Source organism: Pseudomonas sp. Irchel s3a18, from assembly GCF_900187535.1.
Classification (GTDB): Bacteria; Pseudomonadota; Gammaproteobacteria; order Pseudomonadales; family Pseudomonadaceae; genus Aquipseudomonas.
In genome coordinates this window covers 18,477-43,911 of record NZ_FYDV01000010.1, presented here as the reverse complement: position 1 = coordinate 43,911, position 25,435 = coordinate 18,477, and the positions used below count along the sequence as shown (strand labels likewise).

Annotated in this window: 25 protein-coding genes, 6 tRNA genes and 1 pseudogene; 26 read left to right on the top strand and 6 right to left on the bottom strand. The window is 59.5% G+C overall.

Features of this window, described 5'->3' with window-relative positions:
* Positions 1-101 precede the first annotated feature (101 nt).
* The 4 genes and pseudogenes from CKW29_RS15315 to CKW29_RS26310 all read left to right on the top strand — a co-directional run bounded on the left by CKW29_RS15315 (position 102) and on the right by CKW29_RS26310 (position 4,626).
* Positions 102-863 carry an SDR family oxidoreductase gene (locus CKW29_RS15315; RefSeq protein WP_095148792.1) on the top strand — a complete coding sequence of 254 codons (762 nt, stop codon included), beginning with the start codon at positions 102-104 and terminating at the stop codon, positions 861-863.
* Positions 864-1,133: 270 nt separating this feature from the next.
* Entirely contained in the window at positions 1,134-2,528 is a 1,395-nt protein-coding gene (locus CKW29_RS15310) for a PLP-dependent aminotransferase family protein (protein WP_095148791.1), read from the top strand.
* A 130-nt stretch (positions 2,529-2,658) separates the two neighbouring features.
* A pseudogene (locus CKW29_RS26315) lies at positions 2,659-3,720 on the top strand (HAMP domain-containing protein); the annotation flags it as partial.
* Positions 3,721-3,744: 24 nt separating this feature from the next.
* Entirely contained in the window at positions 3,745-4,626 is an 882-nt protein-coding gene (locus CKW29_RS26310) for a methyl-accepting chemotaxis protein (protein WP_371850640.1), read from the top strand.
* A gap of 90 nt (positions 4,627-4,716) precedes the next feature.
* Here the strand turns inward: CKW29_RS26310 and CKW29_RS15300 are convergent, their stop codons facing one another.
* Positions 4,717-5,475, bottom strand: a complete 759-nt coding sequence (locus CKW29_RS15300) for a hypothetical protein (protein ID WP_176465269.1) — start codon at positions 5,473-5,475, stop codon at positions 4,717-4,719.
* 370 nt (positions 5,476-5,845) lie between these two features.
* Between CKW29_RS15300 and CKW29_RS15295 the strand changes: the two genes are divergently transcribed.
* The 6 genes from CKW29_RS15295 to CKW29_RS15270 all read left to right on the top strand — a co-directional run bounded on the left by CKW29_RS15295 (position 5,846) and on the right by CKW29_RS15270 (position 6,481).
* Positions 5,846-5,921: transfer RNA gene (locus tag CKW29_RS15295), tRNA-Glu, on the top strand.
* A 2-nt stretch (positions 5,922-5,923) separates the two neighbouring features.
* Positions 5,924-5,999: transfer RNA gene (locus CKW29_RS15290), tRNA-Gly, on the top strand.
* A 104-nt stretch (positions 6,000-6,103) separates the two neighbouring features.
* Positions 6,104-6,179: transfer RNA gene (locus CKW29_RS15285), tRNA-Glu, on the top strand.
* Between the two features lie 2 nt (positions 6,180-6,181).
* A tRNA-Gly gene (locus CKW29_RS15280) sits at positions 6,182-6,257 on the top strand.
* Positions 6,258-6,327: 70 nt separating this feature from the next.
* A tRNA-Glu gene (locus tag CKW29_RS15275) sits at positions 6,328-6,403 on the top strand.
* A 2-nt stretch (positions 6,404-6,405) separates the two neighbouring features.
* Positions 6,406-6,481, top strand: a tRNA-Gly gene (locus CKW29_RS15270).
* Between the two features lie 77 nt (positions 6,482-6,558).
* On the opposite strand, the gene CKW29_RS15265 is transcribed toward CKW29_RS15270, so the two are convergent.
* Positions 6,559-7,422 carry a helix-turn-helix transcriptional regulator gene (locus CKW29_RS15265; protein ID WP_095143780.1) on the bottom strand — a complete coding sequence of 288 codons (864 nt, stop codon included), beginning with the start codon at positions 7,420-7,422 and terminating at the stop codon, positions 6,559-6,561.
* Positions 7,423-7,844: 422 nt separating this feature from the next.
* Between CKW29_RS15265 and CKW29_RS15260 the strand changes: the two genes are divergently transcribed.
* The 12 genes from CKW29_RS15260 to CKW29_RS15205 all read left to right on the top strand — a co-directional run bounded on the left by CKW29_RS15260 (position 7,845) and on the right by CKW29_RS15205 (position 18,374).
* Positions 7,845-8,039, top strand: coding sequence for a Flp family type IVb pilin (locus CKW29_RS15260; protein ID WP_095143779.1), 195 nt, complete (start codon positions 7,845-7,847; stop codon positions 8,037-8,039).
* 123 nt (positions 8,040-8,162) lie between these two features.
* A complete protein-coding gene (locus CKW29_RS15255; protein WP_095143778.1) occupies positions 8,163-8,357 on the top strand; it encodes a Flp family type IVb pilin in 195 nt (64 codons plus the stop codon).
* Positions 8,358-8,652: 295 nt separating this feature from the next.
* On the top strand, positions 8,653-9,183 hold the full coding sequence (locus tag CKW29_RS15250; protein ID WP_095143777.1) for a prepilin peptidase: 531 nt from the start codon (positions 8,653-8,655) through the stop codon (positions 9,181-9,183).
* Positions 9,184-9,185: 2 nt separating this feature from the next.
* Entirely contained in the window at positions 9,186-10,505 is a 1,320-nt protein-coding gene (locus CKW29_RS15245) for an AAA family ATPase (RefSeq protein ID WP_095148790.1), read from the top strand.
* Positions 10,506-10,520: 15 nt separating this feature from the next.
* Positions 10,521-11,327, top strand: a complete 807-nt coding sequence (gene cpaB, locus CKW29_RS15240) for a Flp pilus assembly protein CpaB (protein WP_095143775.1) — start codon at positions 10,521-10,523, stop codon at positions 11,325-11,327.
* Between the two features lie 74 nt (positions 11,328-11,401).
* Positions 11,402-12,748, top strand: a complete 1,347-nt coding sequence (locus CKW29_RS15235; protein WP_095143774.1) for a TadE/TadG family type IV pilus assembly protein — start codon at positions 11,402-11,404, stop codon at positions 12,746-12,748.
* Positions 12,749-12,756: 8 nt separating this feature from the next.
* Positions 12,757-13,236 (top strand): TadE/TadG family type IV pilus assembly protein, encoded by a 480-nt coding sequence (locus tag CKW29_RS15230; protein WP_095143773.1) that lies wholly within the window; start codon positions 12,757-12,759, stop codon positions 13,234-13,236.
* The gene (locus CKW29_RS15225; protein WP_095143772.1) at positions 13,236-13,739 is read left to right on the top strand and encodes a TadE/TadG family type IV pilus assembly protein; all 504 of its coding nucleotides are present in this window, start codon (positions 13,236-13,238) and stop codon (positions 13,737-13,739) included. Before CKW29_RS15230 ends, CKW29_RS15225 begins: the two co-directional genes overlap by 1 nt.
* Positions 13,733-14,953 (top strand): AAA family ATPase, encoded by a 1,221-nt coding sequence (locus CKW29_RS15220; protein WP_095148789.1) that lies wholly within the window; start codon positions 13,733-13,735, stop codon positions 14,951-14,953. The genes CKW29_RS15225 and CKW29_RS15220 overlap by 7 nt, the downstream gene beginning before the upstream one ends.
* Positions 14,954-14,956: 3 nt before the next feature.
* The gene (locus CKW29_RS15215; protein ID WP_095143770.1) at positions 14,957-16,399 is read left to right on the top strand and encodes a CpaF family protein; all 1,443 of its coding nucleotides are present in this window, start codon (positions 14,957-14,959) and stop codon (positions 16,397-16,399) included.
* Complete coding sequence (locus CKW29_RS15210) at positions 16,396-17,382, top strand: type II secretion system F family protein (RefSeq protein WP_095143769.1); 987 nt, start codon at positions 16,396-16,398, stop codon at positions 17,380-17,382. The genes CKW29_RS15215 and CKW29_RS15210 overlap by 4 nt, the downstream gene beginning before the upstream one ends.
* A 29-nt stretch (positions 17,383-17,411) precedes the next feature.
* Complete coding sequence (locus tag CKW29_RS15205) at positions 17,412-18,374, top strand: type II secretion system F family protein (RefSeq protein ID WP_095143768.1); 963 nt, start codon at positions 17,412-17,414, stop codon at positions 18,372-18,374.
* A 411-nt stretch (positions 18,375-18,785) separates the two neighbouring features.
* Here the strand turns inward: CKW29_RS15205 and CKW29_RS25555 are convergent, their stop codons facing one another.
* From CKW29_RS25555 to CKW29_RS15190, 4 genes are all read right to left on the bottom strand, one after another.
* Positions 18,786-19,007: a hypothetical protein gene (locus tag CKW29_RS25555; protein ID WP_141234420.1), complete on the bottom strand. Its 222-nt coding sequence runs from the start codon at positions 19,005-19,007 to the stop codon at positions 18,786-18,788.
* A gap of 87 nt (positions 19,008-19,094) precedes the next feature.
* Positions 19,095-19,361, bottom strand: coding sequence for a DUF3613 domain-containing protein (locus tag CKW29_RS15200; RefSeq protein ID WP_095143767.1), 267 nt, complete (start codon positions 19,359-19,361; stop codon positions 19,095-19,097).
* Positions 19,362-19,379: 18 nt separating this feature from the next.
* Positions 19,380-20,087, bottom strand: coding sequence for a tetratricopeptide repeat protein (locus CKW29_RS15195; protein ID WP_095143766.1), 708 nt, complete (start codon positions 20,085-20,087; stop codon positions 19,380-19,382).
* 122 nt (positions 20,088-20,209) lie between these two features.
* The gene (locus tag CKW29_RS15190; protein WP_095143765.1) at positions 20,210-21,433 is read right to left on the bottom strand and encodes a type II and III secretion system protein family protein; all 1,224 of its coding nucleotides are present in this window, start codon (positions 21,431-21,433) and stop codon (positions 20,210-20,212) included.
* A 934-nt stretch (positions 21,434-22,367) separates the two neighbouring features.
* Between CKW29_RS15190 and CKW29_RS15185 the strand changes: the two genes are divergently transcribed.
* Genes CKW29_RS15185 through CKW29_RS15170 form a run of 4 tightly spaced genes read left to right on the top strand, consistent with a single transcriptional unit; the run spans position 22,368 to position 25,432 of the window.
* A complete protein-coding gene (locus tag CKW29_RS15185; RefSeq protein ID WP_095143764.1) occupies positions 22,368-23,150 on the top strand; it encodes a transporter substrate-binding domain-containing protein in 783 nt (260 codons plus the stop codon).
* A gap of 54 nt (positions 23,151-23,204) precedes the next feature.
* Positions 23,205-23,933 carry an ABC transporter permease gene (locus tag CKW29_RS15180; RefSeq protein ID WP_095143763.1) on the top strand — a complete coding sequence of 243 codons (729 nt, stop codon included), beginning with the start codon at positions 23,205-23,207 and terminating at the stop codon, positions 23,931-23,933.
* Complete coding sequence (locus CKW29_RS15175; RefSeq protein WP_095143762.1) at positions 23,930-24,640, top strand: ABC transporter permease; 711 nt, start codon at positions 23,930-23,932, stop codon at positions 24,638-24,640. Before CKW29_RS15180 ends, CKW29_RS15175 begins: the two co-directional genes overlap by 4 nt.
* A gap of 27 nt (positions 24,641-24,667) precedes the next feature.
* The gene (locus CKW29_RS15170; RefSeq protein WP_095143761.1) at positions 24,668-25,432 is read left to right on the top strand and encodes an ABC transporter ATP-binding protein; all 765 of its coding nucleotides are present in this window, start codon (positions 24,668-24,670) and stop codon (positions 25,430-25,432) included.
* Positions 25,433-25,435 lie beyond the last annotated feature (3 nt).

The following is a 25,435-nucleotide window of genomic DNA, read 5'->3' as shown; positions in this document are numbered from 1 at the left end:
TCATGAGCAATCAACCGGCCTTCTGATAGTGGTGCCGCGTTACGGGGCGGGGTGGCTAGACTGGGGCCGCGCGATCACGCCCATCTTTCGAGGACATAACAATGAGCATGAGATTTTCCGGCCAGGTAGCGTTGGTGACAGGTGCGGCGGCCGGTATTGGCCGTGCGACCGCCCAGGCATTTGCCGCCGAGGGATTGAAAGTAGTCGTCGCGGACCTCGATGTGGCGGGCGGTGAAGGCACCGTCGAGCTGATCCGTGCGGCCGGTGGTGAGGCGGTGTTCGTGCGCTGCAACGTGACCCTGGAAAGTGACGTGCAAAACCTGATGGCCCAGGCAGTGAACACTTATGGCCGCCTCGATTATGCCTTCAACAATGCCGGGATCGAGATCGAAAAGGGCAGGCTGGCGGAGGGCACCCTCGATGAGTTCGATGCAATCATGGGCGTCAACGTCAAGGGCGTCTGGTTGTGCATGAAGTACCAACTGCCACTGATGCTCGCCCAAGGGGGCGGGGGCATCGTCAACACTGCTTCGGTGGCTGGTCTTGGGGCTGCGCCGAAAATGAGTATCTACGCGGCTTCCAAGCATGCGGTGATCGGCCTGACCAAATCAGCCGCCATCGAGTACGCGAAGAAAAAAATCCGGGTGAACGCGGTGTGCCCCGCGGTGATCGACACTGATATGTTCCGCCGCGCCTATGAAGCCGATCCGAAGAAGGCTGACTTCGCCGCCGCCATGCACCCGGTAGGGCGCATTGGCACGGTGGAGGAAATCGCCAGTGCAGTGTTGTACCTGTGCAGCGACGGTGCAGCGTTTACCACCGGCCATTCACTGGCGGTCGATGGTGGTGTAACGGCGTTCTGAGGGTTGGACGAGATCACCGTCCCTTGTAGGAGCGAGCAAGCTCGCGATGGACGTTAACGATAATGCGTACTTTCTGATTAAACGCATTGCTCTTGAGTTCATCGCGAGCATGCTCGCTCCTACAAGGGGCGGTGTTCGCAATGTGGCTGCGGTTTGTGTTTCAAAGAGTTAGAAGCTCATGTGTTGGCGGCGTTGTCGCACATCGACGTGAGGGGCCCTGTGCTTAACTGTTTTTCGGACATGCCATCAAACAGTTGGAGTGGGGCTCTCATGGAGTTGAGAATCGATCGCCAGGCGCTGGTGCCCGTGGTACAGCAAATCGTTGACGCCCTCGTGGGCTGGATTCGCCATAGTCGCGTTGAACCTGGAACGCGTTTGCCGTCTATCCGGAAGCTGGCCCGGGATAACCTGCTCAGCCAGTCCAGTGTTGTTGAGGCGTATGAGCGCATGGTTGCCCAGGGCGTGCTCGCCTCGCGTCAAGGTTCGGCATTTTTTGTCGCGGCGCCTCGGCCCGTGTCCCACGGTAGCGCTGCCGAGTTGGGCCTCGCAGGCAGTGGTACGGCAGGTGAGGGCCCCTTGGACAGCTTGCCGCTCGGGCGCGGTGGCATGCCCGAAAGCTGGCGGGAGAGCGATGACCTCCGTTATGCCATTCGCCAGGTGGCCGGCACCGACATGGCCGGACTGTTCAATTACAGCACCTCCCATGGCTTGCCAGCCTTGCGCCAACAGATCGTCAAACGTCTGAAGCAGCAGGCAATCGCTGTCGAGGAGCAACAGGTGCTGACGACCGCAGGCGCTACCCAAGGGCTCGATCTGATTATCCGGGTCCTGCTCAAGCCCGGTGATTGTGTCGTGGTGGAAAGTCCCGGTTATTCGAATCTGTTCGAGCAACTCAGGTTATGGGGTGTTCGCTTGCTGGAGGTTCCGCGAACCCCGTGCGGGCCTGATACCCAAGTGCTGGAACGGTTGCTGGATGGGCACGCGCCACGGGCCCTGTTCATCAACAGTCAGTTTCACAACCCGACGGGCAGTTGCCTGACTCGCGACGTGGCGCAGCGGGTGCTGGAAATGGCCGGGCGTCATGGGCTGATCATTGTCGAGGACGACGTTTATGCTGACTTTCAGGAGCGCACGGGCACCTGTCTTGCCGCGCTGGATACCGGTGGGCGAGTGGTGTACGTCGGTAGTTTTTCGAAAACACTCAGCAGTTCGTTGCGGGTTGGTTACGTGGTGGCCAGCGCTGAAAGGATCGCGCGCCTGGCACAGGTCAAGATGATCAGCAGCCTGGGTGTTTCGCGGTTTTGTGAGTCGGTGCTGGCTTGTCTGCTGGCTAATGGCGCTTACCGCAAGCTGGTGCAGCGTCAGCGTCAGCGCCTGAAACGCGACATGAGCGCCGCGTTGCAGGCGCTGGAAGAGGTCGAGTGGGAGGTCTTCGGCAAACCCGCCGGCGGCCTGTACCTCTGGGCACGACCCAAGGCGTGTGACCCGGCCCGGGTACGTACGCTCGCCGAGCGTTTGGGGGTCTCGCTGTCGTCCACGACCGCGTACAGCCCGGCTGGCCGGGCCAGTGATTGGTTGCGCATCAATGTGGCCTATGCCGGCGACTCACGGGCACTGGCTTTCTTTCGGGCCTGCGCATTACCAGATCGACCTCAAGCGTTCTGAAAGCGACCAGTACGTAGCTTTTTGCCATTATTGCGGCGCCAGAGACTTGTGCTTGGGGGGGGGCCGTTGCGACTCTGCGTCAACAGACAATGGCCGCGTCGCCATTGGCCACTGACGGGGGTTGCGAGCAATGATTTCGGGCGTGCAAGGACGTTTTGCCAACCTGGGTATGGCAAAGAAACTGGGTCTGGGGTTTATGCAGGTTTTGCTGTTGACGACGCTGGTGGCTGCCATCGGTGTCTGGTCCTTGCACACCATCAGTCAACGCTTCGATGGCCTCAAGCAGATGTCGTCGCTCAACAGCGGCTTGCTCCAGGTCCGTCTGCTGGAGCAGGAGTACGCCTTGCACGGCGACTCGAAAACTGTCGATGCCTTGCATGAAGGTGTCGATGCGCTGATCGTTCTTGCAGGCCAGCTCAAGGCTCAGTCAGCGGCCAATACGGCGCTGATGAATGAGGTCGAGCAATCCCTGGGTGCCTACCGCAAGGCTTTCGACGAATTTGTCGAGCTGGCCTCGGCCAAGGACCTGGCGCTGGAAATGGCCAGTTGGTCGGTCTCCAGCGTGGCCAATAACCTTGATGTGTTGCAGGCAGGGCTTGCCGATGATGGCGCCTATACACTCAAGGAGACCGCGGGTAAGGACGGCGCCGGGTTTATCGAGCAGGCCAATCAGGTCAGCCAGGTGTCGAAGCTGATGCTGCAGGCGATGAACGAAGCGCGGCTACGCCTCGACCAGAGTCGCAAGGCCAGCGAGGACGGTGCCGGGCAGGGCAGGATCGAGCAGGCCGACCAGGCGCTGGCCCAGGCGCAAACGCTGAAGGGCGCGGTCAAGGATGGGGGTTATCAGACGGTGCTCAGTGAAGTGGCCGGACATATCGCCAGTTTCAGCGAGAAGCTCACCGAGTACACCGGCTTGCTGGCCCAGGAGAGGCAGGTGTATCAGCGGTTGCATCAGCGCGCGGATGAAGTCGTGCAGCGGGTCGATCAAGCCTATCGCGGGCAGGACCAGGCGATGCAGGTGGAGCTCAAGAACAACGCGCTGCTGATCATTGCGTCTTCGGCATTGGCATTGTTGGTTGGGGTGATTGCCGCGTGGTTCATTACCCGACTGATCGTTGCGCCTCTGCGCAGCGTGATTCGCGTGGCCGAGCAAATCGCCGCGGGCGACCTGAGCGCCACGGTGCAGGTGACGCGTCGTGATGAAATCGGCCAGTTGATGCAGGCGATGCAGACCATGGGGGCCGGGTTGAGCCAGATCGTCAGCGGGTTGCAGGCGGGCATCGAGCAACTGGCGAGCTCCGCGCAGTCGTTGTCAGCCGTGACCGAGCAGACCAATCTTGAAGTCAGCAGCCAGAAGGAAGAGACCGATCAAGTCGCCACCGCGATGAACCAGATGACGGCCACCGTACACGACGTGGCGCGTAACGCCGAGGAGGCGGCACTGGCGGCGCAAACGGCCGATGGCAAGGTCGAAACCGGTCAGCAGGTGGTCCGCCAGAGCATGCAGCGGATCGAACAGCTGGCCGACTCGGCGGGTTCGGCCAGCGCCAGCATCGAGAGCCTCAGTGCACAAATCCAGAACATTGGCACCGTGCTCGGTGTCATCAAGAGCGTCGCCGAGCAAACCAACCTGCTGGCGCTCAACGCAGCGATCGAAGCGGCGCGGGCGGGGGAGCAGGGCAGGGGCTTTGCCGTGGTGGCGGATGAAGTTCGGGCATTGGCCAAGCGCACCCAGCAATCGACCGAGGAAATCGAGCAACTGGTGAGTGCCTTGCGCGCGGCCGCGCAGGCGTCGGTGCTGCAGATCCAGAGTAGCGGCGAGCTGGTCAAGCTCGCGGTCAGTGATGCGTTGCAGACCGAAAGCGCGCTGGGCAGCATCGCCGCGGCGGTATCGCTGATCCAGCAGATGAACCAGCAGATTGCGGCGGCCGCCGAGCAACAGAGTTCGGTGGCTGAAGAGATCAACCGCAGCGTGACCAGCATTCGGGCCAGTGCCGATCAGTCCTCGGTGGCCATGCAAGGCAATGCCGCGTCAAGCATCGAACTGGCGCAGTTGGGGGGTGAGCTGAAGGGGATGGTGGGGCATTTCAGGTTATAGCGCGGGGGGAGAGGCTCAAGATCCCATGCGCCTGTCGGTGAATCCCTTCAGGCGCAGGTAATGCAGGGGGTTGTTCGCGGTGCGGCGCAATCAGTCGTAAATGGCCTTCTTCTTCCAGTCCGCATCGGCCTCGACTTCCTTGAGGCCCTCGGTCAATTCGTTCACCTCGCCTTCAACCGGTGCGATGTTGGTCAGCACCATGGAGTTGGCGCGGGCCAGGAGCTTCTCCAGGTACTGCAGCTGTTCGCTGTAAACCTGAGGATCCGGTTGTTTGCGCAAGTACTGTACGCCGCGCTCGAACGCAAGGCGGGCCTGGCCGGGTTGTTCCTGTTGCAAGGCGTGCTGGCCGAGGTTATTGAAGAACTCGATGTGCAGCAGCACCAGAATATGGCGAATTTCGCGGATCCAGCCTTTGGCTTCGTTGGTCGGCAGGAAGCCATCGTGGGCCGCCCGCGTCACCTGGCCATGCAGGGCCTCGAGCAGAAAGCGTACGTCCTTGGCCTTGGCTTCGGTCTGGATCGGCGCTGGCGGGTTATTGACCGGGATGGATTCGCCTTGTGCGACCAAGGCCGTCAATTCATCGATACGGGCTTTCAGGCTGGTGCTGGATTTATCCAGGTTCAGCATGCGCTGGCAGACATTGAGCTCCAGCCGGGTCAACAGCAGTTTGAGCGCCGGGGTCATCAGTTGCCCGGGGAAGGTCTCGGTAATTTCGCCACAACGGCGCAGGCGGTCGTTGAGTTCGACCTTGGTGCGGGCCTTTTCCAGTTTATTGTTTTCCACCACATGGTTCATGTAGCCAATGGCGATCAATAGTGCGATCCCGACTATTACTAGCAGGGTGATCATGAGTGGTGTCACCGTGAAGACCTCTTTATTGGGTTTGCGTACGAGTGTAGTGGCTAAGCCTGGGGGCGGATAGGGCACCGCGACGGGCTGGAACGGCCGATCGCGCTACGTGCAAAGGCAACGCAAGGATGGATGCATATCGCCAGTATCGTTATGGAAAGGACTATAGCGCCTTGGCGGGTGACAGAATATAGGCGTCAAAGCCCGGTCGGACGAAAAGCCCGAATCGCCCCTGAAAGGGCCGCGAAGTCATTGATTTAAATAAATTTATATCGGGGGGTTGACGACCCCTCAATCCATCCATAGAATGCGCGCCACTTACAGCGGAAAGCGAACAACGCAACGCGGTAGGGAGTGAAGTTGTAGCTGTGTCCCCTTCGTCTAGTGGCCTAGGACACCGCCCTTTCACGGCGGTAACAGGGGTTCGAGTCCCCTAGGGGACGCCATTGCGGGAATAGCTCAGTTGGTAGAGCACGACCTTGCCAAGGTCGGGGTCGCGAGTTCGAGTCTCGTTTCCCGCTCCAATTTTAAACAGCAGTGCTTTCGGGCGGTGCTGAGTGAAACCAGGGCCAAATCTTCGGATGCGGATCTGGACACTGGAACACACACCATGTGTTCCGGGTAGCGTGTCCCCTTCGTCTAGTGGCCTAGGACACCGCCCTTTCACGGCGGTAACAGGGGTTCGAGTCCCCTAGGGGACGCCATTGCGGGAATAGCTCAGTTGGTAGAGCACGACCTTGCCAAGGTCGGGGTCGCGAGTTCGAGTCTCGTTTCCCGCTCCATATTTAACGAAAACGCCGCTGCCTGAGCGGCGTTTTTGTTGGACACCGGAACCATGTTCCGGTTAGCGTTGTCCCCTTCGTCTAGTGGCCTAGGACACCGCCCTTTCACGGCGGTAACAGGGGTTCGAGTCCCCTAGGGGACGCCATTGCGGGAATAGCTCAGTTGGTAGAGCACGACCTTGCCAAGGTCGGGGTCGCGAGTTCGAGTCTCGTTTCCCGCTCCATATTCAACAAAAACGCCGCTCATTGAGCGGCGTTTTTGTGTGCGCGTTTTTTGTGTGGCCAGAAGGCTGGCGGCGGTTCAGCTGCCAAGGCTGTGTATCAGTTGGTCGAGTATTTGAGCGGTTTCAGCATCGAGCGTCGGTTCTATTGCACACGGCACCTTAAGCTGGTGTGCCTGGCGGTATTCGCTGGGTGTGCAGTTGGCGAACTGCTTGAAGGCGCGCGCGAAGTAGGATGGGTCCTTGAACCCGGCTTCATAGCCGATGGTGGTGATGGGCATCTGGCTGTTGTCGAGCAAATCCTTGGCGTAGTTCATGCGCTTGTTCAAGACATAATCCATGAAGCCAAGCCCGTTGGCCTCCTTGAACAGGCGGCTGAAGCGGAATGCGGTCATGCCGAAGCGCTTTGCCAAGTCCCTCTGGTCTATGTTCTCGGTAAAATGCTGGTCGATGTACAGCAGTATGTTGTTCAGTGCCTGGTGTTTCTGGTGTTCTGACGTCAGCCGGATGCTGCCAGGCAACGTCGGAGCATGGTCAATCTGCGACGTCTTGCCCTGGCCGTTGCGACGCAACTCACAGAGCTGCAGCAGGGCCTTCAGGTAACGGTTCTTCTCGGTACTGGTGAGGGGCAGCACCATGTATTCCCAGACACTGGAGCGCATGGCCCATACGGCCAGCTCTTCGGAGTGCTGCACGGTGAACATGGTGATCGGAATCTTGGGCTGGGTGTGCTTGATTTCCAGCAACAACCGCAGGCCAGCCGTATCGGGGCGATCGAAGTGCATGCAGATCATGTCGGCCTGTTCCCCGATGGAAAACATCGAGTCTTTGGCCGGCCGGCAGTCGCAAGTCCCCACGAACTGGTTGATGAGTTCATGGGTGGACCGATCATGGGTCAGATCGAACCATAACAGAGATGGTCGCTTGCTCGCGTTGGACGTCATATTTCTCGCTCTGAGGTTCGTCTCCCTACGCTCAGTAGTATTGACAATGTGTTATCACTTCGCAGACTAAATCCTGATAAGAGAATCAGTATTTAGTTCTATGGGTGCTATGTGTCGGTGTGTTGGCGTAACGCCAGTGCCGGGTGGCGGATGCTACGTACTTTGGCTGCGCCCGGCATCCGCCGCTGGTCGCTTGCGAATCAGTGGCAGTGACATTCGCGAACCATTCTTTTCCTCCTTTTCCATTCTCCCTGTCCGTTCGTAAGCGGCGTGCACGGCATTTGGCAGTGCCTGCAAAAAAGTCCTAACGAAGTGCAAAAGACTCCTAACGGCTTGGCTGGGACCTGACTAGGGTAGCAACAGGCAGTGCAAAACGTGCTGTCCCCCGAAAGAACAACATTCGAGAAAATGAGGTGGGCAAAATGACTCTGCAAACAATCAAGGCTTCGGTACTGAAATTCGCCAAAGACGAAGATGGTCTGACCATTGTGGAATACGCGGTGGCGGGTGGGTTGATTACGGTATTGGTTGCCGCTGCGTTCGTTCTTTTGGGCGAAGCGGTGGAAACACAGATCACGGCGCTGTGCCAGGCTGTTAACGGTAACGTTGCGTGCTAATAACAACCACGCATGTTGGGGGAAGGCGCTGCGAAGTCCACAACTGAATAACTCACTGGACTTCGCGCGACCTCTGCCCATGGATTTTCTGAGCGATGTAGTTACGAATCCGAGGAATACAACATGACTCTGCAAACAATGAAAATGTCAGCTCTGAAGTTTGCCAAGGACGAGGACGGCCTGACCATTGTGGAATACGCGGTGGCGGGTGGGTTGATTACGGTATTGGTTGCCGCGGCGTTCGTTCTTTTAGGCGAAGCGGTTGAAACCCAGATCACGGAGCTGTGTCAAGCCGCTAATGGCAACGTTGCGTGCTAATAACTATCTCGCACGTTGGGGCTGCAAGACGAAGTCCATGGAGTAACCGGTGCAACGTTTCGCTAATAGCACCGCCGGATAACCCAATGGACTTCGCACTTTCTCTTCCTACGGACTTGGTATAGCCACGAGTCCGAGGAATGCAAAATGATGCCGCAAACCGTTAGCGCTTTATTGCTGAAGTTCACCAAAGGTGCGGATGGCCTGATCTGTGGAGTACGCGGCGGCGGGCAGTATGCAGGTCATGAATAGCAACTTAGCGTGCTAACGAAACTTCCCGGTCGGGAGAGACGAGATGTCCACAGAACTGCTGGTTTCTACTGTGTTGCTGATCGGGCTGCTGGGCATCGCGGTGGTGAGCGACCTGCGTCGCCACCGTATTCCCAACCTGCTGATTCTGGTGGGGCTTGCCCTGGGGTTGGCCGGTCAGACCTATTCAGGCGGTGTAAGCGGATTGGGCTACAGCCTGTTGAGTATGCTGATCTGTTTTGCACTGTTTCTACCCATGTACGCCCTGGGCGGCATGGCCGCCGGCGACGTCAAGTTGATGGCCATGGTCGGCAGCTTTTTACCGGTCCACTACGCCTTGTGGGCTGCCTTGTTCAGCCTGATAGCCGGCGGAGTCTGTGGTTTCCTGATTGTGCTGGTTCGCGGTCAGTTGTTACAGACCCTGGGCCGCTACTGGTTGATGCTCAAAGCACAGGCCTATATGGCGCCGGCCTCGAATGAAGTGGCGGGCAGACCTTTTCCTTATTCCGTCGCCATTTTGCTCGGAACCTTGAACAGCGTTCACTGGCAACTCTTTGCCAGCGGACTGGGAGTTTAGTCATGCACGTCATCGTCGATAGTGATGCCTACCCCAGCGAACGGGATGCGGTACAGCGCCTGGCACCTCAGCCTTGCACAATCCGTGACACGGGCCTGGCAGAGAGTTTTCTCGGTGAACTGGTGTGCAAGCACTTGTATGACGCCGGTGTGCTGGACATGTCCCGGTTGGTGGAGCGCCTGGCGCTGACCGGCGCCGTCATGGAGGAGATCCTGGGTTTTCTGCGCAAGGACGGCCGTGTCGAGGTGCTGGGCCAGACGGGTGGGCAATCGCTGCGTTATGGCTTGACCGACCGTGGTCGCAGCGCCGCTCGCGATGCCTTGTCCCGTAGCGGTTACATCGGTGCCGCTCCTTTCCCGGTCAGTTCCTACCGCTCGCTACTGAAGTTGCAGACCATTCACCACGGTCGCATCAATGCCGACGATATGCGCGCCGCCCTCGCGGGGGTAGTGCTCACGGACCGGATGCTCGATCAGTTGGGCGTGGCCATGAACTCCGGGCGGGCGATCATGATTTATGGTCCCGCAGGTACCGGCAAGACCTATGTCAGCAGTCGCTTGATTCGCCTGTTCGCCGAGGCGATCTGGGTGCCTCACGCCATTGCGATCAATGAGGCGGTGATCGAGATCTATGACCCCCAGGTGCATCAACGCCTGGATGACAAAGGCCAACAGGGCAACCTGATGCTCAACGAAGGCATCGATCGCCGACTGCTGTGCTGCAAGCGTCCGATTGTCATCACTGGCGGTGAGTTGAGCATGGAGCAGCTGGATGTGCGCTATGACCCCTTCACTCGCCAGTATCAGGCCGCCTTGCAACTCAAGGCCAGTAACGGCCTGTTCATCATCGACGACATGGGACGCCAGCGCATGGCGCCGGCCGAACTGCTCAATCGCTGGATCGTACCGATGGAGGAAAAACGCGATTTCATCAACCTCGGCGGCGGGCGCCATTGCGAGCTGCCCTTTGACCTGATCCTGGTGTTTTCCACCAACCTCAATCCCCTGGAGCTGGCCGACGAGGCGTTCCTGCGGCGCATTGGCTACAAGCTGCAGTTCGGTTACCTGAAGCCTGAGGAATACGAACGGATCTGGCAGCAGGAAAGCGAGCGCCTAGGCATTCGTCATGATCCATTGCTGCTGCGCTATGTGCTGCAGCGGCTGTATGCAAGCGAAGGCATGCCCCTGGTGCCTTGCCATCCCCGCGACCTCCTGAACATGGCGCTCGATCGCCAGCGCTACATGGGCGGTTCCGGAGCACTGTCCCCGCAAGAGTTGGAGTGGGCCTGGCACAACTACTTCGTCCAGCTCGACTTTCTTTGATAAGGAGATACAGACATGAGCTCTCGTACTCTTAGCCTGATTGGCGTTTCCCTGGTCTTGGGCCTCGGTGCCGCATGGATGGCCGACAGCTGGCTGAGCAAGCGCCTCAATGCCAGCCCGGACGATCATCTGCGAAGTGTGGTGGTCGCCACGGTGGAGATACCTTTTGGGCAGTTGGTCGAAGCCCAGCACATTTCGACCGTACGCATGCCGATAGATACGGTACCGGATGATGCCTTCGACTCCACCGACAAGGTGCTGGGCAAGATTGCCACGTTCGACATCCTGCGCGGCGACATCGTGCGCGGTGCACGGGTCAGTGAGCACTTGGGCGGCAGCACCCTGGCGTCGTTGATTGCCCCTGACAAGCGTGCCGTGTCGGTACGGGTGGACGATGTGGTGGGGGTGGGCGGGTTCCTGTTGCCGGGTAACCGGGTCGATGTGCTGGCGACCAAAAACGCGGATGCGGGCGGCACCACACCTGCCAAGACCATCCTCGAAAACCTGCGGGTGCTGGCGGTGGATCAGACCGCGGGGACTGACAAGACCCAGCCGGTCGTGGTGCGTGCGGTCACGCTCGAGATGTCGGCTACCGAGGCCGAGACTCTGGTCACGGCGCAGACCGGAGGGAAGTTGCAACTGGCACTGCGCAACCCGCTGAACCTCGATAAAAAAGTCGCCGCTACAACTCCGCCGTTGCCGGCCGTGGCCCAGGTCACTCCTCCTGTTGCGGCGGCGCCAAAAGCCGTGACGCGCCGTAGTCATCCAGTAGACGTCACCATTATCCGCGGAATTGAATCCAAGGTCGTCATCGTACGTTGATACAGCGCAGGGCGCGCCCGGGCATCTGACTAAGGGCGCACCGAGGCGGATCACTACCGGTAAACGAGGGCTTGATGATGAATCTCCAGACTCAGCGGTCGCTTACGGCGACGGCAAGGCGCCAGAAAGGCGCGGTGAGCGTCTTGATGGCGATTTCGCTGGTGGCAATTACCATGATGGCCGCCCTGGCGCTGGATGGTGGTCACATGCTGCTGAACAAGACCCGCCTGCAGAACGCCGTGGATGCGGCTGCATTGAGTGGTGCCAAAACCCTGAGTCAAGTGACGGGCGGGACCAATGTCGCCAGTACGACCCGTACCGCCGCGCTCAATACGCTGACGCAAAATGCCATTGCGGTGGGTAACGACGAGTTGGAGGCGGCGGTCGACGGTGATCCTGGCGCCTTTGCGGTGGTGGAATTGGCCGCCAGTGTCTATGGGCCGTTTACCTATCCAGGGCCGACGGATGCCAAGTATGTTCGGGTATCGGTACCGAACTATCAGCTGACAGGCTTTTTCTGGGGCGCTGTCCAGGCATTGGGTGCTGGGGGGGTGGGAGATAAAGCCGTAGCGGCGATTGCTACCGCCGGCCCCAGTCCTACCAGCCCCTGTGATCTCGCTCCATTGATGGTGTGCGGCGACTCGACGCAATACGACCCGAGTGCGGGGATGTTCTGGGGTTACCGCTTTGGTGATCTGGAAGTGTTGAAGACGGCTGCGGGCAATAGCTCACCCATTGGCCCAGGCAACTTCCAACTGCTCGATTTCGGTTCCGGTGGCAGCACGGTCAGGGAGGACCTGGCCGGAGGCGGCTCGATATGCCGCGATGTCGGGGACAATGTCCAGACGGCACCGGGCAACAAGGTCGGCCCTACCTCCCAGGGCATGAATACCCGCTTTGGCATCTACAACGGACCGGTCAGCGCTTCGGACTATCCACCGGACCTGGTGACCAGCTCCAGCACACCCGGAATGAAGTACAACGACGCCGTCACTCCGCCGAGGGTGGAGTACCAGGGGCAACCGGTCACCTCAAGCAATGGCAGCCTCTCCGCCGGCGGCAACGGGATACTGGACTACAACGACTGGCGCGCAAGTACTGCTGCCTGTGTGGCAGGCAGCGGCAGCGGCTGTCAGAGCGGCGGGGTCTTCGAGCGCCGAATGCTGAAAATCGTGATTGGCAACTGCACCGGGAAAGACGGGGGATCCAGCTCGATTCCCGTCCTGGGCTTTGGCTGCTATTTCGTGGTGCAGCCACTCGATGCCGGCGGGAAGGACTCGGAGATCTTCGGACAGTTCGTACAAGAGTGTGAAGGTGACAACGTTGCTGGCCCTAACCCGTCGACCGATTCCGGTCCGCAGATCATCCAGCTGTATAAAACCTACCTCAACGGCAGCGGTACTCCGAGCACTGATTCCTAGGAGGCGTCATGGCACTTCACGCTTTCAAGCGACCGCAGAACCAGCAAGGCCTGGCCTTGGTGGAGTTCACCCTAGTCCTGCCTTTGTTGCTGCTGTTGTTGCTGGCCCTCGGCGAGTTCGGTCGCATGCTCTACCAGTACAACGTACTGCTGCAGGCCAGCCGTGATGCCGACCGCTTTGTTGCCGGCCAGGCCTGGAATTCGACCGCCGGAGCCGTGGTGCTGGGCGGTACGCTGACGACCCAGACGAAAAATGTCGCGGTGTATGGCGTGCCCGTTCAGACCGGGACCGCGGTCTTGTCAGGGCTGACGACAGCCAATGTGGTTGTCGCAGCCGTGGGTACCGACCATGTGCGGGTCACCATCACCTACAACTTTTGTCCGGTGATTGGTGCTGGCAATTGTGTCGGGTCGATGCCTGGTTTCTTTGGCAACGCGTTTTCGCTGAGCATCCCGCTGGTCGCCACGACCGTCATGAGGGCACTGTGATGAACCGCAAACAGATGCGCGGTACCTATGTCGTTGAGTTCGCTTTCGTTGGCCTGCTGGTCTTCACGCTGCTGTTCGCGGTGGTGGAAATGGGTCGCCTGTACTTCACGGTCAATGCGCTCGATGAAGCCGTGCGCCGTGGTACGCGCCTGGCGGCGGTGTGTGCTGTTACCCCTGAGCAGCAGGAGATCATCTTGCGGCGGGCGATCTTCAATGCGGCGAGCGACAGTGGCACGAGCCAGCTGATCGGCAATCTGAACACCACCAACCTGACCCTGAGCTACCTGGACGCGAACGGTGCTCAAGTGGCCAATCCCTCCGATACCACCGGCGTCAATGGTTTTCGCGCCATTCGCTATGTCCAGGTGAGCTTGCAGAATTACGTGTTCAATCTGTTCATTCCCGGGTTTGGCGTGCCCATTACCTTGCCCGTGGTCCGGGCGACCTTGCCACGCGAAAGTCTCGGGCGTCACTCCGATTCAGGGGAGATCACACCATGCTGAGTACCAAGGACATCCCGCTCTCCACTGCGACCGGCAAATCCGGGCTGCGCCTGCTGATCAGCAGTCGTGATGCCGTGTCGTTGCGTGACCTGCAAAGCGTCTGCCAGCGTCTGCCCGGCCTTGAGGTGAGCACGCGGCTGGTGAGCAACGGCCACGTCGACCCGCTCTATGGCCTGGAGCGCCTACCCGACCTGTTGCTGGTGCGTGTCAGCCATTTGTGGCGTGAGGAATTGTCGGCGCTGCTACAGCGCCCGGCCCATGAGCGTCCGCCGATGCTGGTGTGTGGCTCATTGAGTGAGCAGGATGGAATGCGCTTGGCGATGCAGGCCGGCGCCCGTGATGTGTTGCCGGAGCCGCTGGTCGAGACTGAACTGGTCGCGGCCCTGAACCGCTTGGTGATGGAGATTCGGGATGGCAACGAGGGCGAGGGCAAACTGGTCGCGATAATGGGCGCCAAAGGCGGGTCCGGCACAACCTTGCTGGCCTGCAACCTGGCCCAGCAACTCAGCACCAGGGGTGGCACTACCTTGCTGCTGGACCTGGACCTGCAATTTGGCAGCGTGACCCATTATCTGGATGTGCAGCAGTCGCACAGTCACCTGGAGGTGTTGCAGCAGATCAAGGGCCTGGATGCGGTGGCGCTTCGCGGGTTCTGCAGTCACTTCAGCCCGACCCTGCATGTGCTGGGTGGCCGGGCGGGCGAGCTATGCCTGCCGCAGGATGCCCATACCGACCAGCTCGATGCGCTGTTGCAGTTGGCGCGCACCAGTTATGACTGGGTGGTGGTCGACCTGCCACGGCAAATTGATCACCTCACCAGCTCAGTACTGGAGCAGGCGGATCGTGTGTTTGTGGTGGCACAGCAGAGTGTCAGCCACTTGCGCGATGCCAGTTCCCTGGTGCGGATACTGCGCGATGACCTGGGGGTACGAGGCGAAAACCTGCAGGTGGTGGTCAATCGCTTTGACAAGTCCGCCGCCGTCAGCGTCAAGGACATTGGCGAGGCGCTGCGCTGCGCGAATCTGTTGAAACTGCCTAACGATTTCAACGCGGTCAGCCAGAGCCAGAACACTGGCGTGCCATTGGGTTTGTGTGCACCACGGTCACCGATCACTGTTGCGCTGAATCAGATGACAGACGAGTTGGTCGGTGTCCAGATAAGCAACAAGCGGGGCTTGCTCAATCGCGCCTTCCACCGTCTTTTCAGGGGATGAATCATGCTCAACGACATTCGTAATCGCTTGCGCAAACAGTCCGGCAAACCGGTCACCTCGCTGCATGGGCAACAGGACGAAAACCTGGAAGACCCGGCTGCAGAACTGATGGCGTGGGAGCGTGCAGCTCCGGACATTGTTTATGAGACCCGAAGCCAGGTCACCACGGTGGAGGCCGAGTGGCGGGAAAAGATCTATCAGCAACTGCTCAAGGTCATGGACCTGTCGTTACTGGATACTCTTGAACAGGCCGATGCCGCACGCCAGATCCGCGAGATTTGCCAGCGCCTGCTCGATGAACATTCCGCGCCGGTAAGCTCCGCCAGCCGCCAGTTGATCATCAAGCAGATCACCGACGAGGTGCTGGGACTTGGCCCGCTGGAGCCGTTGCTGGCCGATCACAGTGTGTCGGACATCCTGGTCAATGGCCATGCCTCGGTCTATGTCGAACGCTTCGGCAAGCTGCAGCGCACTGACGTGCGTTTTCGCGACGATCAGCATTTGCTGAATATCATCGACCGGATCGTTTCCAGCCTGGGCCGGCGTATCGATGAGTCCTCGCCGTTGGTGGACGCCCGGCTCAAGGACGGTTCGCGGGTCAACGCGATCATCCCGCCGCTGGCCATCGACGGTCCGAGCATGTCGATTCGCCGCTTTGCCGTGGACCTGCTCAATACGGACAGCCTGATCCAGGTCGGGACTTTGACCCCGGCCATTGCCTTGCTGCTCAAGGCGATTGTCCGTGGGCGCTTGAACGTGCTGATCTCCGGAGGGACCGGCAGCGGCAAGACCACGATGCTCAACGTGCTCTCCAGTTTCATTCCACTGAACGAGCGCATTGTCACGATCGAGGACTCGGCCGAACTGCAACTGCAACAGCCCCACGTGGTACGCCTGGAAACCCGTCCCTCGAACATCGAAGGGCGGGGCGAGGTGAGCCAACGGGAACTGGTGCGCAACAGTCTGCGGATGCGCCCGGACCGCATTGTCATCGGCGAGGTGCGGGGAGCCGAGGCGCTGGACATGCTGACGGCGATGAACACCGGTCACGATGGCTCGTTGACCACGATCCACGCCAATACCGCGCGCGATGCATTGGGGCGTATCGAGAACATGGTGTCGATGACGGGGGCCACGTTCCCGATCAAGGCCATGCGTCAGCAGATTGCGTCGGCCATTGATGTGGTGATCCAGTTGGAGCGCCAGGAGGACGGCAAGCGGCGGCTGGTCAGTGTGCAAGAGATCAACGGCATGGAAGGCGAGATCATTACCATGACCGAAATATTCTCCTTTGCCCGTCAGGGCATGGGCGAAAACGGCGAAGTGCTTGGCGAGTACCGGCCCAGCGGCATGATCCCGTCATTTCGCGATGTCTTGGCCAAGCGCGGTATCGAACTGCCACTGACGATGTTCAGGCCTGAATGGATGGAGGAACGGCAGTCATGAACCAGATTCCCGGTGAATTCATTCTGGTCTTTCTCGGCATGGTGTTTATTGCCGTGTTCCTCCTGTCCCAGGGGGTGGTGGTGCCGGTGTTCGGCGAGGCCGGCAAGATGCGCAAGCGCATCCGTGGCCGTTTGCATGAACTGGAGAAGGTCAACCAGCTGCCGAACATGCAGACGGTGCTGCGGCAAAAGTACCTCACACGCTTGTCGCCCATGGAGGCCTGGCTCGAGCAGTTGCCCTTCATGGAGTCCATCACCCAGATGATCGAGCAGTCCGGGCACGAGTACCGGGCCTATCGGGTGCTGCTGTTCGGGCTGTTGCTGGGGGGGGGCGCAGGTATTCTGGTGTGGATGATCTCTTCGGTCTGGTGGATGGCATTGGCAGTCTGCTTCGGGGTGTTCTGGCTGCCCCTGCTGAAGATTTCCCGTGACCGTGGCAAGCGTTTCGCGGCGTTCGAGGAGGGCCTGCCCGATGCCCTGGACGCCATGTGCCGGGCCTTGCGCGCCGGGCACCCGTTCAATGAAACCTTGCGGCTGGTGGGTGATGAACACAAGGGGCCGGTGGCGCATGAGTTCGGCCTGACCTTTTCCGACATCAACTATGGCAATGATGTGCGCCGGGCCATGCTCGGCCTGCTGGAGCGTATGCCGAGCATGACGGTGATGATGTTGGTGACCTCGATACTCATCCATCGCGAAACCGGCGGCAATCTGACGGAAGTGCTGGAGCGTTTGAGCCGGCTGATCCGCGGGCGATTCCGCTTCCAGCGCAAGGTCAAGACCTTGTCGGCCGAAGGGCGCATGTCGGCCTGGGTGCTGGTGGCCATTCCCTTCGTGCTGGCGATCGCGATTGTGCTCACAAGTCCCAGCTACATGCCGGTGCTGTTCAATGACCCCATAGGCCACAAGCTGATCATGGGCGCGTTCTGCGCCATGTTGATCGGGATTTTCTGGATACGCAAAATCATCCGGATTCAGGTTTAGGCGCCGGTCGCTACCGGGAGGTACAGATCATGGATTATTTGCTCGGGTTGTTCAGTCGGGTGACGGGTAACGAGGAGTTGGCGCGCCTGTTGTTCGTTGGTGCCATCGGTGCCAGTACGATTCTGGCGGTGGTCACCGTGGCGTTGTTGTTGCTCGGTCTGCAAGACCCGGTGCAGCGTCGTCTGGCGCTGATCAAGCGTGGTGGTGTGGTGTCCGGGCAGGAGGCACCGGGCAACCTGCAACTGTTGCTGGAGCGGGTGGGGCAACGCTTTGGCTCGGCCGAATCGACCAAGGCCTCCGCGACCCAGATGCTGTTGATACATGCCGGCTACCGCTCGACTTCGGCGGTGCAGATGTACTGGGCGGCGCGCTTGCTGCTGCCGTTGGTGCTGATCGGTGTTGCGCTGCTGGTGTTACCGCTGATCAGCGGGCTCTCCCTGGCCCTGGGTATGCTGCTGGTGCTCTTGGTGGCGGGTATTGGATGGCTGGTGCCGGCATTTTATGTCAACAAGCGCAAACAGATGCGACAAGCCCGTTTGCGGGCTGCGTTTCCGGATGCCCTGGACCTGATGGTGGTGTGTGTGGAATCGGGCCTGGCCCTGCCTACAACCATTGAACGGGTGGCCGAGGAGATGGCGGTCAGTCAGATTGAGCTGGCGGAGGAACTGGCGTTGGTCAACGCGCAAATCCGTGCCGGGGTGACCAGTACCGAGGCGCTGAAACAACTGGCCGAGCGTACCGGGCTCGAGGATGTCCAGGGCCTGGTCAGTCTGTTGGCACAGAGTATTCGCTTTGGTACCAGTGTGGCTGACACTCTGCGCATCTATGCCGACGAGTTCCGTGACCGTCGTACACAGGCGGCCGAAGAGATGGGCGCGAAAATCGGCACCAAGCTGATCTTCCCACTGATCTTCTGCTTGTGGCCAAGCTTCTTTCTGGTCGCCATCGGGCCGGCCATGATCGGAGTGTTCAGGGCGTTCGGGAAAATGTGAGGCAGGCGTTGGTGGCTGTTTGAGGGGTGTGCTATCGGAACATGGGGTGGAGCAGGCGAGGGGAGCATTCAATTCCGTCGCCGTTGTGGCCCTGCACCTGACCCACATTACCCTTTCAGTCCTGAAACAAGCTTACGGCCATTGCACCTTGACGCCCGATGCACCGCATCGGGCGTTTTGTATGCTGAGGGCGTGCGCGGTCGCTCCAGGTTGTAAAGGGTGATTGCCTCTCGCAGCATTCTCCGGGCCTGTCGCGATCACTTGCCGCAGGCTTGTCTTCAGCTGGTTGGGGTGACAGCGAAAGCGATGATGGCTGGCGCAAGCACGGGTGGCAGGCCCGCTTCCTGCGAACTCGCCACGGTGCTCACGCAAGACCTCGAACAAAGGATCCAGGTCTGAGCACTCTTGTCTTTAGCGCTGCTCGTGCATCAGTGAGAGCGGCTTGCGAGTGCCGATAGAGGTTTGGTGTGTTCGGATTTCACCCGCTATCGTTATGAGCTTCGCGCCTTTTTCGACCTGATCAACGACCAACAATTCAAACGTCAGCGAGTCATCTCGCTGGCCGGGCGTTGCACCCCTTCCCATTGCACTTTCCTGAGAAAGAAGCTTGAAGGTGTAAAGCTCAGCCAGCACAAAAAGTTGCCCCGGCCTGTTGGCCGGACAACATTGGAATACGCTTGTATTGACTGACGTCAGAGGCTGATGTGCCTCTGGCGTGACTCAGTCACTGGTAATGTCTCCCGCCATATCCTGGTCATAGAACTCCGGAATCTTGTACGTGTAGCTATCGAGCCAGCGCTGCATGGCCAGGTCACGTTCGGTGGCCGAGGCGGCTTGCAGTTTAGGGGACGCCAATACACCACGAATCTGCAGTTGCAACCATTGTTCCGTGCCTTGCTGCGGGACGGATGAGGGGCCCGGATCAATCGCCCAGGCGCTCGTGGACAGGCAGGTGATGCACATCAGAGCCAACCGTTTGGTCTTCATGTCAGTTCCTCGTAGGGTCTACTTGATCGCCGCCGTAGAGGCGCCGACCGCCTCTGCTACGCGATTGGGCGCGGGTTCCGTCGATTTACCCGAGGCCTTGAGCTTTTCCGCGCGAGCGTGAGCCTCCGAGACCTGGCTGGAGGTCAGGCTGGCGCGAGTCGCGAGTTCTGCGGCCTGCTTCCATTTATCCTGATAGATCAGCAGCGTGACCATGTTCAAAGCTGCCGGTGAATCTTCCTGCTTGAGCTCCAGGGCGGTCATGAACTCGAAGCGTGCTTCCTCGATCCGCCGTTGGTTGAGGTAGACGACCCCCAGGTCATTGCGGATCTTCTCGTCGGTGGGGGCCATTTTCGCCGCGCGCTCAAGGTGCGCTGTGGCGACTGCGTAATCACCGCGGGCAGCCGCCAGTTGCCCCAGGCCATGTTCTCCTTCAGCAGTCAGGCAGGTGCCGATCAGGCTCTGATACAGCGGCCCGGCCTCGCTACGGCCGAGCATGCGCAGTACCCGCGCCTTGCGCAGGCGAACCTGGACCAGGTCATCCGGCAACCCGTCCAGGTTCGCCAGGCTGGCATACAGGCGGCCATCGTTGGCCATCTCTTCGGCCAGATTCAGCGACAACTCCTGGTCCGAGGTGGGCTTGGCGCAACTGGCGGGTTTCGAAGAGAAGCCGTTTGAGGCGCACCCTGCGAGCATCAAGCTCGCCGTTAGTGCAATGACTGCTTTCATCGAGTGTCCTCTGGCGATGCCCCCTTGAGTGCTCGGCCAGCGGTAATACGGCTCGCCGGCCAGGCGCTCAAGGTCACTGTCATGACGGGGAAGGGTGAGAAAAGACCGATTCAGGCACCGGCTCATTGCGATAACCCGGTGCGTTTGTCGAAGTCGCCGTTTTCCAGGAAGAACATACGGTAGAAATTCGGATCGTAGTTGCGCAGTTGCTCGCCTGGCAACGAAGGCAGCTTCGCGTTGGCGGCCAGCGGCTGGACCAGGTGTGGCGTAACGATCATCAGCAGCTCGCGCTCTTCGCGGTTGATGGCGTTGTCACGGAAGAACGCGCCGAGCACCGGAATGTCGCCCAGTCCTGGAAACTTGTTCACTTGAGAGGAGTTGCGACTGCTGATCAAGCCGCTGATGACGAAGCTTTCGCCATCGGCCAGCGAGATGCTGGTGTCGGTGCGTCGTATGGTGAGCGCCGGCACTGCGGTCCCGGCGATCTGCACGGCGTTGCTGAAGTCCAGTTCACTGACTTCCGGTGCCACTTTCAGGGAGATGCGATCACGCCCGATGATGGTGGGGGTCAGGGTCAGGCGGATACCGAACTCCTTGTACTCGATGGACACGTTGTCGCTGCCCGAACTGGGCACTGGGATCGGCACTTCACCGCCGGCGAGAAAGCTTGCGCTCTGTCCGCTCAAGGCGACCAGGCTGGGCCGCGCCAGGGTGTAGGCGAAACCGCTGCCTTCCAGGGCGTTGATCATCACCAGGGTTTTGCCACCGAGATAGGAGAGGTTGAACGAATCGTTGTTGAATGGCAGCCTGGGCTGGACGATGCCGTTGATGGTGGGCACGGTTCTTGGCGAGCCGAACAGGAAGTTGCCGCGTTCTCCGAAAATCGAGGCCGAGGCTTCCTTGAGTTTGGTGCGGCTGACTTCAACGAAGCGGATGTCGGTCTGGACCTGGCTGGGCAACATTGAGTCGTCGGTAGGTCCCGTCGCCACACTGGTCAGTGCGGCGGTCGCCTTGCCCTTGACGAATATCATGCTTTGGCGTGGTGTGGAGGAGCAGGCGGTCCAGACCATCAGGCTGGTGGCCCCCGGGGCGATACCCGTGAGGATAAATGCGCTACTGCTGCTGGTTTGCACGTCGGCGACTTTCGGGTCGCCCACCGCCAATTGCGTCACCGGGACGGGCATGCGCAGCTCACTCTGCAGCCCTTGGCCGACTTCATACACGGCGGGTAAGTTGGCCAGTTGCGCACAATTGCTCGGCGCAGCCTGGGCGGCATCCACACTAAGGCCCACCCACAGCAGGCCATGGAAAACTCGCTTGAAAGCGGGCAGGGTACGATAGTTCATTAAGTGCATCCTCGCTGAATACGTAGATTTTCCTGGGTGCTGTGCATAGCCGAGCCCCGGACACGGGTCGGGCCGACCGGTGAAGTGACTTCGGTAAACGGGGTGAGAGTGAGAAATATTTCTGGAGACGGGAGCCGGGAGGCCTGGTTCGCACGCCCGGTCAAGCCGACGGCAGTCAGGGGGCAAGCCAGGAACAAACGGGCCAGGATCATAGTGTGGTAGTTCCTTATGCCAATCCGCTAATTGATCACTGAACAAAACGTATGCAACTTGCACCAGCAAGACGTTCTCCTTGTTTGAAAGTAGTTCAAACAAGGCAAACCGCCATATTGCAAAGAAAAGCTTTCGTTAAATAATCAGGAACACTTCTGAAAGCAGGGACTTGGGGAGAGGTGTTGCCACGGTTTCTGGGTCTCCTACGCAAAGTGGACAGCTTAGTTCAGGGATTTTCGGGCACGCTTTTTTATTCCACTGCTCAAAAATTTCGTACATCGAGCGGAATCGGTTGGCGCGTCGTAAGTCTTTTTCAGCCGCGGAGCTAGCCCATTGCGGGGTATTTCTACACGCCGTGCAGTGCCTCTGGTTGTTACCGAATGCACTGACTCGGTGCGAAACACGATGGAGGTAACAGTCGCGAACGCGCTGCCGTGCTTCTCGAAAACCGCTTTTCGACGCTTGAGACCCTTATTCCAGAGCCTCTGATCTTGTTTTGTGCGGAGTGAGTCAGCCAATGGTTGATGAGTTGGCTGATTGATTGCATATGCTTGTACGTACAAGTAAGTGTCTGTGCGTAGGAGTTGCCGGCAGGCATCGACGTACAGGACTGCTTAAAGCATGTGCTTGAGATGGGTTCGGGGTCGGAGGCGTTGCGTGCATTCCGGGAGTAGTACCCGCGCGCACAAGCGCCCTAGTGGTTTTCAGGAGTTGAATAATAATGAAAAAAACATTGCTGACCCTCTCTGCGCTGACGTTGTGCATGGCTGCAGGCCTGGCAACGGCCAAGGAATACAAGGAACTGCGTTTTGGTGTCGATCCGTCCTACGCGCCGTTTGAATCCAAAGCTGCCGATGGCAGCCTGGTAGGCTTCGATATCGATCTGGGCAATGCAATCTGCGCCGAGCTGAAGGTCAAGTGCAAATGGGTCGAGAGCGATTTCGACGGCACGATTCCGGGTCTGAAGGCCAACAAGTTCGACGGTGTGATCTCCTCGATGACCGTGACACCCGCCCGCGAGAAGGTTATCGACTTCTCCAGTGAGCTGTTCTCCGGCCCGACCGCGCTGGTGTTCAAGAAAGGCGCCAGCCTCAGCACCGACCCGGATTCCCTGAAGGGCAAGACTGTCGGTTACGAGCAGGGCACTATTCAAGAGGCCTACGCCAAGAAAATACTGGACAAGGCCGGGGTGAAGACCCAGGCCTACGCCAACCAGGACCAGGTCTACGCGGACCTGATTTCCGGTCGCCTCGACGCCTCGATCCAGGACATGCTGCAAGCCGAACTGGGTTTCTTGAAGTCGCCTCAAGGCGTGGGTTTCGAGGTCAGCCCGCCGGTCGACAGCGAACTGTTGCCGGCCAAGACCGCAGTGGGTATCGCCAAGGGCAATACCGAGCTCAAGGCCCTTATCGATAAAGGCATCAAGGCGCTGCACGATGACGGTACCTACGCCTCGATCCAGAAGAAACACTTCGGTGATCTGAATCTCTACAGCGGCAAATAACGCCTCGCGCCCGTCCCCGGACGGGCGTTTTTTTATCGCTATAGGTCCTCAATTATGTTCGAAGCTGTGCTACAGACACTCGGGCTTTCCGCATTCAGCTTGCAGGGTTTTGGCCCTCTGTTGCTGGAAGGCACCTGGATGACCGTCAAGTTATCGATACTGTCGCTGTTGCTGAGCGTTGTGCTCGGCCTGATCGGTGCCAGCGCCAAGCTCTCCAGCGTCAAGTTGTTGCGGATTCCGGCCCAGCTCTACACCACGCTGATTCGCGGCGTGCCGGACCTGGTGCTGATGCTGCTGATTTTCTACAGCCTGCAAACCTGGCTCACCAGCTTCACGGTGGTCATGGACTGGGAGTACATCGAGATCAATCCCTTTGGTGCTGGGATCATCACCCTGGGCTTCATCTATGGCGCCTATTTCACCGAGACCTTTCGTGGCGCGATCCTCGCCGTACCCCGTGGGCAGATGGAGGCGGCCACCGCCTATGGTTTAAGCCGCGCCCAGCGTTTTCGCTTCGTGGTGTTCCCGCAAATGATGCGCTTTGCCCTGCCGGGTATCGGCAACAACTGGATGGTGATCCTCAAGGCCACCGCGCTGGTGTCGATCATCGGCCTGGCCGATCTGGTCAAGGCGGCCCAGGACGCCGGTAAAAGCACCTATCAGCTGTTCTTTTTTCTGGTGTTGGCGGCGCTGATCTACCTGGTGATCACCAGCGCGTCGAACGTTGTCCTGCGCTGGCTTGAACGGCACTACGCGGCAGGCTCCCGGGAGGCTGTACGATGATTGAACTCATGCAGGAATACTGGAAGCCGTTCTTCTATAGCGACGGTTACCACATCACCGGCCTGGCCATGACCCTGTGGCTGCTCAGCGCCTCGATCCTGATCGGTTTCCTGGTGTCGATCCCGCTGTCTATCGCCCGGGTTTCCTCCAGGTTCTACGTGCGTCTGCCGGTGCAGTTCTACACCTACCTGTTCCGGGGTACGCCGCTCTATATCCAGCTGCTGATCTGCTACACCGGGATCTACAGCCTGGCCGCGATCCGTGAGCAGCCGCTGCTGGATGCGTTCTTTCGCGATGCGATGAACTGCACCATCCTGGCGTTTGCCTTGAACACCTGTGCCTACACCACGGAGATTTTCGCCGGGGCGATCCGCAGCATGGCCCACGGCGAAGTCGAAGCCGCCAAGGCCTATGGCCTGACCGGCTGGAAGCTGTATGCCTACGTGATCATGCCATCTGCCCTGCGTCGTTCGCTGCCGTACTACAGCAACGAAGTGATCCTGATGTTGCACTCGACCACCGTGGCCTTTACCGCGACCATCCCGGACATTCTGAAAGTCGCCCGCGACGCCAACTCCGCGACCTTCCTGACCTTCCAGTCGTTCGGCATCGCCGCGTTGATTTACCTGGCGGTCACCTTTGCGCTCGTCGGCCTGTTCCGACTGGCTGAACGCCGCTGGCTGGCCTTTCTCGGCCCGGCTCACTAAGACTTCCCGTTGAGGATGCTTGCGCACATGTACAAATTGACGATTGAAGACCTGCACAAGAGTTACGGCAGCCACGAAGTACTCAAAGGCGTTTCGCTGAAGGCCAATACCGGTGATGTGATCAGCCTGATCGGCGCCAGCGGTTCGGGCAAGAGTACCTTCCTGCGCTGCATCAATTTTCTCGAAACCCCCAACGACGGCGCCATGAGCATGGACGGCAAGTCGATTCGCATGGTCAAGGATCACCACGGCATGCGCGTGGCGGACGATGCCGAGTTGCAACGACTGCGTACGCGCCTGGCGATGGTGTTCCAGCATTTCAATCTGTGGGGACACATGACCGTGCTGGAAAACATCACCATGGCCCCGCGCCGGGTGCTGGGCGTGAGTAAAAAGGACGCTGAAGAGCGTGCTCGCCGTTATCTGGACAAGGTCGGCCTGCCCGCCCGGGTAGCGGACCAGTACCCTGCGTTCCTCTCTGGTGGCCAGCAGCAGCGCGTGGCCATTGCCCGTGCGCTGGCCATGGAGCCGGAAATCATGCTGTTTGACGAGCCGACCTCGGCCCTGGACCCGGAACTGGTCGGCGAAGTGCTCAAAGTGATTCAGGGGCTGGCCGAAGAAGGCCGGACGATGATCATGGTTACCCACGAAATGAGCTTCGCGCGCAAAGTGTCCAACCAGGTGCTGTTCCTGCATCAGGGGCGGGTCGAGGAACAGGGCGCGCCAGAAGAGGTGCTGGGCAATCCGAAGAGCGAGCGTCTGCAGCAGTTCCTCAGCGGTAACCTCAAGTAACAG